Annotated in this window: 13 protein-coding genes; 5 read left to right on the forward strand and 8 right to left on the reverse strand. The window is 35.3% G+C overall.

The genetic code is table 11. The annotated features are described in order from the left end of the window. Window positions 1-86: 86 nt before the first annotated feature. The 4 genes from GM661_RS17040 to GM661_RS17055 all read right to left on the reverse strand — a co-directional run bounded on the left by GM661_RS17040 (window position 87) and on the right by GM661_RS17055 (window position 4,351). Window positions 87-524, reverse strand: a complete 438-nt coding sequence (locus GM661_RS17040; RefSeq protein WP_230867872.1) for an MgtC/SapB family protein — start codon at window positions 522-524, stop codon at window positions 87-89. A gap of 5 nt (window positions 525-529) precedes the next feature. Next, on the reverse strand, window positions 530-1,615 hold the full coding sequence (locus tag GM661_RS17045) for an ABC transporter ATP-binding protein (protein WP_230867873.1): 1,086 nt from the start codon (window positions 1,613-1,615) through the stop codon (window positions 530-532). Between the two features lie 33 nt (window positions 1,616-1,648). Then, on the reverse strand, window positions 1,649-3,289 hold the full coding sequence (locus GM661_RS17050; protein ID WP_230867874.1) for an ABC transporter permease: 1,641 nt from the start codon (window positions 3,287-3,289) through the stop codon (window positions 1,649-1,651). A gap of 69 nt (window positions 3,290-3,358) precedes the next feature. Continuing rightward, window positions 3,359-4,351 (reverse strand): ABC transporter substrate-binding protein, encoded by a 993-nt coding sequence (locus GM661_RS17055; protein ID WP_230869820.1) that lies wholly within the window; start codon window positions 4,349-4,351, stop codon window positions 3,359-3,361. Between the two features lie 277 nt (window positions 4,352-4,628). On the opposite strand from GM661_RS17055, the gene GM661_RS17060 reads away from it, so the two are divergent. From GM661_RS17060 to GM661_RS17080, 5 genes are all read left to right on the forward strand, one after another. Beyond that, on the forward strand, window positions 4,629-5,003 hold the full coding sequence (locus tag GM661_RS17060) for a DUF2294 domain-containing protein (RefSeq protein WP_125986464.1): 375 nt from the start codon (window positions 4,629-4,631) through the stop codon (window positions 5,001-5,003). Window positions 5,004-5,221: 218 nt separating this feature from the next. Continuing rightward, on the forward strand, window positions 5,222-5,599 hold the full coding sequence (locus tag GM661_RS17065; RefSeq protein WP_230867875.1) for a DUF2294 domain-containing protein: 378 nt from the start codon (window positions 5,222-5,224) through the stop codon (window positions 5,597-5,599). After that, on the forward strand, window positions 5,599-6,624 hold the full coding sequence (locus tag GM661_RS17070) for an ABC transporter substrate-binding protein (protein WP_230867876.1): 1,026 nt from the start codon (window positions 5,599-5,601) through the stop codon (window positions 6,622-6,624). Before GM661_RS17065 ends, GM661_RS17070 begins: the two co-directional genes overlap by 1 nt. After that, window positions 6,611-7,957, forward strand: coding sequence for a DUF4388 domain-containing protein (locus GM661_RS17075; RefSeq protein ID WP_230867877.1), 1,347 nt, complete (start codon window positions 6,611-6,613; stop codon window positions 7,955-7,957). Before GM661_RS17070 ends, GM661_RS17075 begins: the two co-directional genes overlap by 14 nt. 18 nt (window positions 7,958-7,975) lie before the next feature. Next, window positions 7,976-8,758 carry a helix-turn-helix domain-containing protein gene (locus tag GM661_RS17080; RefSeq protein ID WP_230867878.1) on the forward strand — a complete coding sequence of 261 codons (783 nt, stop codon included), beginning with the start codon at window positions 7,976-7,978 and terminating at the stop codon, window positions 8,756-8,758. 107 nt (window positions 8,759-8,865) lie between these two features. On the opposite strand, the gene GM661_RS17085 is transcribed toward GM661_RS17080, so the two are convergent. From GM661_RS17085 to GM661_RS17100, 4 genes are all read right to left on the reverse strand, one after another. Continuing rightward, window positions 8,866-9,474: a hypothetical protein gene (locus GM661_RS17085; RefSeq protein WP_230867879.1), complete on the reverse strand. Its 609-nt coding sequence runs from the start codon at window positions 9,472-9,474 to the stop codon at window positions 8,866-8,868. Window positions 9,475-9,646: 172 nt separating this feature from the next. Beyond that, a complete protein-coding gene (dhaL, locus tag GM661_RS17090; protein WP_230867880.1) occupies window positions 9,647-10,285 on the reverse strand; it encodes a dihydroxyacetone kinase subunit DhaL in 639 nt (212 codons plus the stop codon). A 4-nt stretch (window positions 10,286-10,289) separates the two neighbouring features. Further along, window positions 10,290-11,294, reverse strand: a complete 1,005-nt coding sequence (locus GM661_RS17095; protein WP_230867881.1) for a dihydroxyacetone kinase subunit DhaK — start codon at window positions 11,292-11,294, stop codon at window positions 10,290-10,292. A gap of 45 nt (window positions 11,295-11,339) precedes the next feature. Next, complete coding sequence (locus GM661_RS17100) at window positions 11,340-12,413, reverse strand: MDR/zinc-dependent alcohol dehydrogenase-like family protein (protein ID WP_230867882.1); 1,074 nt, start codon at window positions 12,411-12,413, stop codon at window positions 11,340-11,342. Between the last annotated feature and the right edge of the window lie 2 nt (window positions 12,414-12,415).

Genomic DNA, 12,415 nt, shown 5'->3' on the forward strand with positions numbered 1-12,415 from the left:
GATATTTCCAAGCTATAATTAGAGGAATGCTGATCTTACAAATATATCTTAGCATAATAATATATTACTAACACATTAATAAACTATTAAAGATTCTCTATCTCTGTTTCTTTTTCGTCTTTATTTGTAAATTTCCCAACAGATATAAATAAACTAAAAATAATTATTAGGGCAGCTGCCACAGCTATATCATAAATCCCATACCCTATTGCCATCCCTAAACCAGAAACTCCCCAGAGACCAGCTGCTGTTGTCAAACCTTCAATTTTATCTTCTTGTTTAATAATTGTCCCTGCCCCAAGAAAGCCAATCCCACTTACTATCTGAGCCGCTATACGTCCGGGATCTGCGCCTGTATCTTTTCCTACCTCCATAGATAATAACATAATCAAACATGAAGTAACCGCTACAATTATATTCGTTCTTATTCCAGCCGCCTTATTCCTCTTCTCTCTGTCCAGTCCTATTAAGGCAGCCAAAAATGCCGATAAGAACAATTTAAATACATTTTCCCAGACTATCATTCTACTCACTCCTCTTTGATTAAATGAATATCTTCCTTAGCAAAATAAATATCTACCTCTTCTCCTACATTAAATATATACTTATGCCGGGGATTAGTCAAATGAACTGTAATCAGATTACCTTTATAATCTAATATATATTCAAAATAGGAACCAAGATATGTTTTTCTTATGACTTTAGCCTGTAAAAAACCTTTACCTTTTTTCTCTAGGCTGATTGACTCTGGACGTAAGACAATAACTACTGATTCACCTACAGCTAAATCTTCTGTTTCCTCCATATTTATCACTTTGTCATCAATTACTAGCTGAATACTATTGTTCTGTCCCTCTTCTACCTGAGTAGGTAGAAAATTTACCTTGCCAATAAAATCAGCTACAAACTTGCTTCGTGGGTAATAATAGATCTCTTCTGGGGTCCCAACCTGCTCAATCTTTCCTCTATTCATAACTACTATTTTATCAGAAATACTCATTGCCTCTATTTGATCATGCGTAACATAAAGAGAGGTAATAGACAAGCGTTTCTGTAACTTCCGTATCTCATCCCGCATTGACTCCCTTAATTTAGCATCAAGATTAGACAGTGGTTCATCAAATAATAATACTTTAGGTTCTACAATAAGGGCTCTGGCCAGAGCAACCCGCTGCTGTTGTCCCCCTGATAACTCTCCTGGATTTCTAGAACCAAATCCTTCTAAACCCACTAGTTGCATAATTTCTTCTGCCTTTTGGGATATGGCTATTTTACTCATCTTTTTAAAACGCAGACCATAGGTAATGTTATCCACCACAGTCATATGTGGAAAAAGCCCATAACTCTGAAAAACCATGGCCGTATTTCTTTTATTGGCCGGTATATTAACTACATCCTTACCATCCAAATATATCTCTCCACTTGTCGCTGTTTCAAACCCAGCTACCATCCTTAAAGTCGTTGTTTTACCACACCCTGAAGGCCCAAGCAGTGTAACAAGTTCCCCCTCTTTTATTTTTAATTGAAAATTATCCACCGCAGTCACCTTTTCAGTTGACTGTTTTGATTGAAATACCTTTCTAATATTTTTTAATTCAACAGCAATATTCTGCATTATGTACCTCCTAACTAAACTTTTTTTGAAATATCAAGTAATCATACCAGCTGACTCCTGGTCATCACCAACAAACTTACTCATCAAATAAAAAACTGTCATAACGATTACAATAAGTACCAATGATAAAACACTGGCCGCCCCTAGCCGCATAATCTCAGTCTCGGCTAATATCAAAGTACTTAAATGTGTCCACCTGGCAGAAACCAGGAAGATGATAGCACTAACAGCAGTCATAGCCCTGACAAAACTATAGGATAACCCTGAAAAAAAAGCTGGTTTAATCAATGGCAGAGTTATTTTAGAAAATGTATAACTACTACTTGCCCCTAAATCAGTCGATGCCTCTTCAATAGAAGGGTCGATCTGTCGTAAAGAAGCCACCCCTGACTCAATACCTACCGGCATATTTCTAAAGATAAAACAAAGAATAATGATTAACCCGGTTCCAGTTAATAAAAATGGCTGCTGATTAAAAGCCAGTATATAGCCAATACCAACTACTGTTCCCGGGACAGCAAAACTTAAAAGAGATGATAACTGTAAGATATTCTTACCCCAAAAGCTTTTTCTCACTACTAAATAAGCAATAATCATACCTAAAAGACCAGTAAAGGGTGTAGCTACTCCAGCTAAAAAGATAGTATCTTTAATACTCTCCAAACCAACATCCCAGGCATATTTAAAATGCTCCAGGGTCAAGGAATAGTCAATTCCCCATAGTTTAAAGAAAGCCCCCATTATTACTGTTAAGTATAATAATAATATAGCAAAGGTTATAAGCAACAAAAATATTATAAACAATTTACGTGTTAAAGAAGAAACCATATCTTGTTTAGAACCGGTAGGTTTCCCAGTAACAGTAACAAATGATTTCCTGGATACCCAGTACTTCTCTACCATAAAAGCTATTAAGGCTGGTATAAGTAACATAATTGCCAGGGCTGACCCCCGCGGCAGATTGTACATACCAGTAAATTGCAGATAGGCCTGTACTGAGAGGACATCATAATCCCCGGCTAACACCATAGGATTAGCAAAATCAGCAATTGAAGTAACAAAAACCAATAACCAGGCACTGGCAATTCCCGGTATGGATAGTGGAAAGGTTACTGAGCGAAATACATAACCCTTACTACCACCAAGGTTTAAAGCCGCATTCTCCAACTCCGGGCTAATTCTGGCCATAACTCCGGTTAACACCCTATAGGCGATGGGGAACATCCCCAGAGTCTGGACTATGACCAGTCCATGTAAACCATAAATACTAAAGCCTGTTATCCCTAGCAATTTTTTGGTAATCAGACCGTTTCTCCCCAATAATAGGATGATAGAGATCGTTAACATAAATGGTGGAGAAATAATTGGCAGCATTACTATCTGACGAAAAAAACCTTTACCTGGTAAGTCTACCTTATACAGAATATAAGCAGCAATATACCCGATTATCGTTCCAAAGGTAGCTACCAGGGCACCTAATTTTATACTATTTAGAAAAGTACTCCTCAACCATACCTTTGATAAAATATATTTATATTCCGCCAAAGAAAAATTACCATCAGGCCTTAAACTTATAATAATTACACGTACAATGGGATAGACAACAAATATCCCAATTAAAGCAGCAACAATCATTATTGTAATATTTACTAAAGGATCCTTCCTGGTTTCCATCATATCACCCCTTTGTAAGGTATAACAGATAAAGAATAACCCCTATCTGTTATACACATGTATTTAAAACTAGTGCTGACTATATACTTCCTCATTCCATTTTTCAACAAGCCGCTCTTTGTTATTTCCTGCCCAGACATCATCCTGGTCAATGGTATTTACTTCACTAATTGGTACTGCCCCATCCATTAATTTAACATCACGGAAGGGTACTACATAGAAACTAGCATATATCTCAGCAGCCTTTTTACTTAATAACCAATTATAGAGTTCTTTAGCAAGTTCAGTCTCTTTACCGTTCTTAATCAAGGAGATTGATGCCACTTCATAACCCCCCCCTTCTTCCGGAAAAGTAATTACTAATGGGTAACCCTGTGCCTTTAGTTTTACCTGGTCATGTGCATAGCCAATACCTATTGGTACCTCTCCAATAGCAGCATTCTTACCTGGCTTAGAACCAGAACGGGTATACTGTACTATGTTTTTATCAAGTTTTTTCATATATTCAAAGCCCTCTTCTTCACCCATTAGCTGCACCATAGTTGCCAGAACATTGTATGAAGTACCAGAAGTCCCTGGATTAGCAACCTGAATATAACCTTCATATTCTGGTTTAATTAAATCTGCCCAGGATGTAGGTGCTGCTAACCCTAATTCCTCTAAACGCTGGGTATTACTTACAAAACACAATGGCCCGGCATAGATACCCATCCAATAGTTATCTTCATCTTTAAAATTATCAGGTACATATTGGGCATTTTCTGCCACATAAGGAATGGTTAAACCACTATCTTTGGCCTGAATATGCCCTAAACCTACTCCTCCTACCCAAATACTGGCCTGAGGGTTGTTCTTTTCAGCCATCATCCTGGAGACCGCTTCTCCAGTTGACAGGCGTACCCATTCTATCTTTACCCCGGTCTCAGCAGTATACTCATTAAATACCACACGCGCCAATTGTTCATCCAGACTGGTATAAACACTGATACTATCAGCCAGAACAGTTAAATTAAACAGACCTATCATTAGACAAAGCAACATTACAACAGAAAACTTTTTCATCACAATAACTCCTCCTTATCATTTTTGAAATTCTTAAAATTAAGTTACCACAATTTACTTTCTCACACAATATTCAAAAGTTTAAATTGTTTTCCCCCTTTTTTTTAGACCTTAAAAAAACTAGCTTTTTGTCTAAAAAATAAGATTTAAGCTTAGAAAATTGTTAGACATTTATACTTTTGGCTAGTTTTTTGGAGATACCTATTTTTAAATAAAGGAACTCTAAAATTAATGTGGAAGTTAATTATTAAGAATAATAAGTTTACAGGTGGTAAAAATGAATAAAAGTAAAGGACAAATTGAAGCTGAAATATCAGAACTAATTATGAAATTTGAAAAGGAATATATTGGTCGTGGACCTCAAAATATTAAAACTTATATTATACATGATAATATCCTTGTTAAAGAAAAAGGCGTCCTAACAATGGCCGAACAACAACTGGCCAAAGAAGAAGACGGTATAAAACTAATTAAACAGCTGCGAGTTAAACTCATTGAAAATTCCCGTGAGATATTAGCTACCTTGATAAAAGATATTACCACCATAGATGTCTTAGCTGTTCATTCAGATATCAGTACCGAAAACGGGGAACGGATTATAGTTTTCTCTCTGTCAGATGACCTGGAGAAAAAATTGAAAATTAAAACTTGATTTTTGCCCAAAATGATGTTAAAATAGTTATACAATTTAGAATTTAAATGGTTAACTAGTTAGATAGCAAACTGCCTCTTAAGGTAGCGGGTTATCTGAAGAGCAAACCATCATCTTTTAATATCCTGATAAGGGATATTTATTTGGTGATGGTTTTTTTAATGATGTAGGAAATAATTATAGAAATACCTTATCTATTAATAAAGGAGATGAGATTTATGGAGCAGGCTAAAGAAGCAAAACATAATAAATCTAAAATGTCAACTGCTGAGGAAAAAATCTGCAATATCTTTAAAAACTTTGAAAAAAACTACTGGGGAAAAAAATCCCATCAAATAGAAACCTATTTAATTAGAGATATCATCGTTCTCCGCAGCCAGGGTAATCTAAGCCCTGCAGAAGAACAACTTGCCAGAACAGAAGAAGGAAAGGTATTAATTAAACAGTTAAAGGTAAAAGAACTAAGCAGTATTAAAAACATTTTGAAGTTTCACCTGGAAAATAAACTAAATTTACAGGTTTTGTCTCTGGTAATTGATAACAACCCTGAACTAGACGAAACAATTATTGTCTGCCGTCTTAATAAGGAGTTATAATGTTTAAAAAAATTATTTGTATCTCACTTATTATCACAGGCCTCTTTACTGCAAGAGGAATAACTGCCGACAATAAACTAGTTATCTATACAGCACTGCAAGAAAGAGAAGCCCAGGTTTATGCTCAGGCATTTGAAAACTATACCGGTATAAAAGTTAAAACAATTAGAAAATCGACCGGGGTACTATTAAACCTACTTAGACGGGGAAAAAATTACCGGCCAGGTGTAGATGTGCTACTAGGCGGGCCAGCTGAATTTTATTATTTAGCAAATAAGGAAGGTCTTTTTGAACAATACAATTCATCATTAACTAAGAAGATACCGCAAGAATATAGAGACCTGGAAAACCATTGGTGGGGAATCTATCTCGGCTCAATTGGTTTTGCCGTTAATCCAGTTGCACTGCAAAAATTAAATTTAAAACCACCTATGACCTGGCTTGACCTGGCTTCACCGAAATATAAAGGTCTAATTACTATCCCTAACCCAGTTTCATCAGGCACTGGTTATACAATATTATCTACGATAATTCAATTGTACGGCCTGGATGAAGGGATTCAACTACTTAAGAAAATAAATAGCAATGTTCAAAATTATACCAATAGTGGTGCTATGGCCAGTAAATTAACGGGAATTAATGCTTCTACTATCGGTATCTCTTTTAGCCATGATATCCAGAAATTCAAACAACAAGGTTATCCTATCAACCTTATTCTTCCCACCGATGGAACTGGTTACGAAATTGGCGGCATAGCTATTGTTAAAGATACTAAACACCTTAAACAGGCTAAACAATTTGTCGATTTTATGCTTAGTACAAGGGGTCAAAAACTTTACTCAGCTATGAGTGAATATCGCTTGCCTACTAATATTGAGGCCCCTATTCCTGATGGTGCCATTTCCTTTGATAATATTAATGTCATTAACTATAACCTAGAGTGGTCCAGTCTGCAGCAAGAAAATATAGCTAACCTCTGGTTAAATGAAGTCTATCTTAGGGGGAAAACAAATGAAAGCAATTAAACTCCCTTTTTATTTAAAACTAAGCATTATTATTTCTGTTTTAATAATAACTATTGTCACTGGTATATCCTATACCCTATTAACAGAGATTAAGACAGAATACCGCAATCAAATAAAAACTACCAGTAGTTTACTGGCCACCCTTATTGTTAAATACAGTGTAGAACCAGTAGTCATGGAAAATTACACTACTTTATATAATATTATAGATAGTGTTAAGGAAGACCCTGGTAGTGATATTATGCAGATTTCAATCCTCGGTCCTGATGGTTATATTAAAGCCTCTACCAATCGCTTAATCGAAGGCAGTAAATTAACATCAAATCAAATAGAAAATAACAGCAGTACTTTTGTTTTTAAAAAAAATTACCTTGATGTATTAGCCCCTATTACTGCTTATGATAATCTCTGGGGATATCTCAATTTTAGATATTCCCTCTCAGGATTAGAGAAATTATTTTTATCAACCCAATATCAAATACTATTACTAGCTTTAATATTTATTGCTATCGGATTAATTACCGCTTTATTTGTTGCTAAAGCAATTGTTAAACCAATTAATATCCTGGTTAAGAGTTCCCAGGAAATAGCTCAGGGTGATTTCCATAACCCTATTTCAATTAAAACCAGGGATGAATTTAGTTTTTTAGGAGAGACACTGGAAGAAATGAGAATTAGCTTAAAATGCTTTGTCAGTGGTGTTGCTAAAAAAGCAATTAGTTATGAAGGAAATCTTAAAATATTTGCCCTACCAACATTATTAAGACTGTTAAATAATACCAACCATACCGGGGGGTTAGTTTTAAAAAAGGAAAATGACATTGGAATTATCTATTTTAGCAAAGGTGAAATTACTGACGCTTATCTAAAAACCAGCAGAGGTAAAAAAGCCGTCTTTGATTTTTTCACCTGGTCTGAAGGTGACTTTAAATTTAGCCCCAGTATAAAAAGCAGAGAAAAAACTATCAATGAAGCTTTTAATGACTTAATTCTGGAGGCTGTTAGACAGGTTCAGGATCATAATATATTTAAACAAGCACTCCCAGCTAAAGACATGACCATAATTCCAGCTATAGCAAATGTGTATAAATTAGCAGATGAAATCAACCTTAACTCAGATGAAGAAAAAATACTTAATTGTATCCAACACAAGAGTTCTATTAATGACTTAAGAAAATCCCTGACCTGGCCTAATGGAAAAATATATGAAATCATTTACCGTCTAATTTCCTTAGGTTTAGTCTCTATTGAATCGGAAGAAAACTTAAATAATTATTTAATAGAAAAAGACATGGAAAAAATTATTACCTTTCCTGGTAAAAAGATTATGTGAAAAATAGAGGTGATTTTAATGATGATATCCAATTTAAATAACTCCTGGGTAAGGTGTTTTAAAATGGGGCTTCCTAAACAACTAGAACATCCCCAGTACTATGCCGATAGTTTTATATTGGATAAAGAATCAAAAAAGCACCTCTCACTAATACAAAACTTTACTAAATATGTTAATAAAATAACTGATGAATATTACCTTGAAAACAGTCTTTTTATATTAGCAAATCAACAGGGGATTAATTTAAAAACTGTCTATCCCATAGGTCTAAAAGAGAAAGTCAGCAAAATGAGAATAAAAGAAGGCTGTTATTTTACCGAAAAAAGCTGTGGAACCAATGCTATCTCAATGGCAATGGAGTATAAAGAAACCGTTGTTTTTAATGGAGATGAAAACTATTGTTATTTTTTACATAAATGGCAAAGTATTGCTACGCCAATTAACTATCCTAAAGATAAACAATGCTTTCTTGGTATCTTAACCCTGGATAAAAATCACAGAGAAAAATATCGTATTCTTCTAGAACTGCTGCAAACAAAGTTAAGCAAGAAACTGAATGAAAACACAATTCCATCCCATTACAATCAGGGTAAGTCCTTAACAAACATCAGAGAATCAGTGCTTACCCTGTCAGCCAATGGCTTAACAATCAAGGAGATTAGCCAGAAATTAAATCTTTCCGAAGCAGCCATTAAATATCACCGCACCAAAGCCTGTCAACAACTATGTGCGGCTAATATTACTCAGGCAATAGCTAAATCTATCAAGTTTGGTTATATAAGTCTAAATACAATTAAATAGAAATACCTCTTGTATCCTGGTTCCAATATTTTCAGAATTACTGCTCTTATAAATAATACCATCTTCATTAAATAATTTTACAGTAAGATCCTCTATTAAAGTCTCACTTACATTTTCCCATAATAGGCCAGATCTACTCCCATGACATAATAAGCAATAATTTCATCCCTACCATTATATACAGGGGCTTGCTGCTGGATATAATTATTATTATACTGAAAAACATCAGCAGCTGTTGCAACTTTATACTCTTTTTCCGTAAGTTTAACCCCTATATATTTATCAAAATCCTTATCTTTAACATAACCCGAATCTGCCAGAACTGTTCCCCAGGTGGATGTTATGTAAGTATAATCAGCACTTGAAGCATTTACATGTGCCTGTAATTCCTGACTCACGGGTTCAACCCTATAGGCTGTATTACTTGATAATTCCTCAGCCAAATTCTCCTCATCTGTATATGCAAAAAACATTGCATGGGTCTTAACTTTATCATTTAAAGTGAAATTCTCTACTTCAGTTTTTAAATTATTCAAAGTCATATTAAGACTATTTTTTTGGGCTTCTTTTGTAATTCTAATTTTATCACTAATTTCACCCTGAACCATATGTATAGTATAATTATAGGTTGTATAAGAAACAATTGATAAAATAATCATTATAAATAAAGTAATAATTATGCTTATACACCATCTCAACCCTATTTTATTCAACACATTCATCTTCTCCTTAAAAAAATTTTAATTAGTAAGATTGTAATATGAAATTTATGTACTCTTATTGGTCAGGTATATTTTAATATATACTTTTTAGCTGATACAAATATTTAGTTAAATATTTGTATCAGCTAATAATACTTATATAAGGAGCTTTAATTATGCAAGACACTTATATAATAGTCTTAATTGAATCAGCCATTGTTTGCAGTATTAGATTACAGGAAGTAGCACCAGCATCAAGCACACCCCGGGATCTTTCACCCAATCTAGCTGCACGCCCTACTTTTGCAACCATATCTTTTGTTGAATCCTTACCCTTTTCAGCGGCTTCCTGCATCAAATTCAGAGATTCTTTAAAGTTCTTTCTCTCATTACAGGCCTTATCGTAAGCCTCAACAGCAGGTATTAATGTATCCATCAAAGTCTTATCCCCAACTTTGGCATTACCAATATTCTTTAATCCATCACAGGCCTCGTTCAGCATCTTTGAAAATATATCTTGTTTAATTTCTTCTTCACCAGTAGTCACTTTTGACATTCTCAAAAAGAAAGTACCATATAATGGACCCATCGACCCACCAATCTCTGTCATAAGTGTCATACCTAAAGTCTTTAATCCCTCTGTTAAATCCATATTTTTCTCTCTTAGTTTGTGCTCTGTCTTTGTAAAACCTTTATTCATATTAATACCATGGTCTCCATCACCAATTGCACCATCAATTTCACTCAGGTATTCTTTATTGTCCTGGATTGTTGCAATTAAGTTATAAACGATCTTGATACCATCCCTGTTAGAAAATGTACTCATATCTTCACCCCCTAAACTGTTTGAAACCCATACTGTCTGCTTCTTCATCAATTAATTCTTTTAATTCATCATCAAGTTTCATAACCGTCAATGTAGCACCCATCATCTCAAGTGAAGTAAAGTAATCACCTACATATGGTTTATATATACTAATACTTTTTTCAGCTAATAATTCTTCCATTTTATTGTACAGTATATATAATTCCATTACCGGTGTTGCACCAAGCCCTGATACCAGGACAACAACTTCATCACCTTTTTCAAATGGCAGGTCGGGTAAAACTGTATCAACCATAATTTCTGCAACTTCATTAGCTGTTTTAAGATTGGTAACCTCAATACCAGGTTCACCGTGATGACCTATACCAACTTCCATCTTACCATCTTCTATAGTAAAGTTAGGTTTACCAACCTCCGGGATTACACAGGATGTCAAACCCACACCAATACTTCTGGTATTATCTATAGCTTTCTGAGAAACCCTGATTACATCATCAAGATCAGCACCCTTTGCAGCCATAGCACCACCTATTTTCCACATCAGTACCTCACCGGCAACTCCCCGTCTATCTTCAAGTTTATCTTTTGGTGCTGAAGGTACATCATCATTAGCAACAACAGTCTTGACCTCAATGCCATCAGCCTCAGCCATCTCTATAGCCATCTTTACATTCATATTGTCTCCAGCATAATTACCGTAAAGACAGGCAACACCTCTGCCAGAATCAGCTTCTTTAAAAGCATTAAAGAAAGCCATAGCTGTAGGAGAGGAAAAGATTTCACCTACCGCAACTGCATCTACCATATTCTTTCCTAAATAGCCAACAAAAGCTGGTTTATGACCAGAACCCCCACCAGTAACTACCCCAACTTTATTTTCCACAGGTGCCTCTTTGTATTTGATAACCCTTGAATCATCTGTAGCTACTACCAGATCCTTATGGGCCCTGACAAAGCCCTTCAACATATCTTCTACTACTTCATCAGCTTTATTAATAAATCTCTGCATCTATTGAACCTCCTATCATTTTTCTACAATATAATTAATTTATAACTAGGGAACTAAAACAACTTTTATAGAATCCTCCCCACTTTCTGCAAGTTGAAATGCCTTTTCCCATTCATCTAAAGATAATTTATGTGTTACTACACCCTCTGTCGGTAATGAGCCATCACCAATCCATTCTATTACTGGTTGATAACAATGTGGACTCAAGTGAGCACCTAATAAATCCAGTTCTTTTCTATCACTAATAATGCTCCAGTCTGCTGTAACTAAGTCCTTAAATACACTAAATTCAACAAATGTACCCAGTTTACGTATAGCTTCAAGTCCCTGTTGAACACTTGCAGGGTGACCAGTAGCTTCAATATAAACATCACATCCATAACCCTCTGTTAGTTCCAGTGTTTTTTCTACTACATTCTCTTTGGCTGGATTCATAACTATATCAGCACCAAACTCTTTTGCTAATTTTAATCTATCTTCTTTTAGATCCAGTACAATTAAAGTCTTAGGATTTCTTAATTTTATAGCACCTACCATACCTAGACCCAGGGTCCCTGCACCGGATAATACAACTACATCCTCATTACCAATATCTGCCCTATCAACAGCATGTTTTGAACAGGCATATGGTTCTACCAGAACAGCTTTTTCTATTGGTATATCCTCTGGTACCTTATAATTCAAAGACTCCTTCGGGAATTTCATGTATTCAGCCATTCCCCCATTTACATTATTCTGGAAACCGTAAACATCATGTTTTTGACACATCCAGTGTCTACCTGTATCACAGAATTTACAATCCCAGCAGGGAACAATCTGTTCAGATATAACCCTATCTCCAATTTTGAAATTCCCCTTAACATTTTCTCCCATCTCTACAATTTCACCTATAAATTCATGGCCGGGGATCATTGGTGCTTTAATATATGGTGGATTACCTTCACCACCCCAGAAACTTGGAGCCCCATGATATGCTTTAATATCACCCGCACAAACTCCACAGGCCTCTACCTTAATTACTATTTCCCCCTCACCTGCCCGGGGTACATCTACCTTTTCAAGACGGTAATCTCCAGGTGCATATGCAACTAATGCCTTCATTTTTTCTGGTAAACTCATTT

Source organism: Iocasia fonsfrigidae (assembly GCF_017751145.1).
Lineage (GTDB): Bacteria > Bacillota > Halanaerobiia > Halanaerobiales > DTU029 > Iocasia > Iocasia fonsfrigidae.

Bases quoted from the DNA above. Each gene is read 5' to 3' on its own strand.
- GM661_RS17040 (WP_230867872.1), bottom strand. From the start codon at position 524: ATGATAGTCTGGGAAAATGTATTTAAATTGTTCTTATCGGCATTTTTG.
- GM661_RS17045 (WP_230867873.1), bottom strand. From the start codon at position 1,615: ATGCAGAATATTGCTGTTGAATTAAAAAATATTAGAAAGGTATTTCAA.
- GM661_RS17050 (WP_230867874.1), bottom strand. From the start codon at position 3,289: ATGGAAACCAGGAAGGATCCTTTAGTAAATATTACAATAATGATTGTT.
- GM661_RS17055 (WP_230869820.1), bottom strand. From the start codon at position 4,351: ATGAAAAAGTTTTCTGTTGTAATGTTGCTTTGTCTAATGATAGGTCTG.
- GM661_RS17060 (WP_125986464.1), top strand. From the start codon at position 4,629: ATGAATAAAAGTAAAGGACAAATTGAAGCTGAAATATCAGAACTAATT.
- GM661_RS17065 (WP_230867875.1), top strand. From the start codon at position 5,222: ATGGAGCAGGCTAAAGAAGCAAAACATAATAAATCTAAAATGTCAACT.
- GM661_RS17070 (WP_230867876.1), top strand. From the start codon at position 5,599: ATGTTTAAAAAAATTATTTGTATCTCACTTATTATCACAGGCCTCTTT.
- GM661_RS17075 (WP_230867877.1), top strand. From the start codon at position 6,611: ATGAAAGCAATTAAACTCCCTTTTTATTTAAAACTAAGCATTATTATT.
- GM661_RS17080 (WP_230867878.1), top strand. From the start codon at position 7,976: ATGATGATATCCAATTTAAATAACTCCTGGGTAAGGTGTTTTAAAATG.
- dhaL (WP_230867880.1), bottom strand. From the start codon at position 10,285: ATGAGTACATTTTCTAACAGGGATGGTATCAAGATCGTTTATAACTTA.
- GM661_RS17095 (WP_230867881.1), bottom strand. From the start codon at position 11,294: ATGCAGAGATTTATTAATAAAGCTGATGAAGTAGTAGAAGATATGTTG.
- GM661_RS17100 (WP_230867882.1), bottom strand. From the start codon at position 12,413: ATGAGTTTACCAGAAAAAATGAAGGCATTAGTTGCATATGCACCTGGA.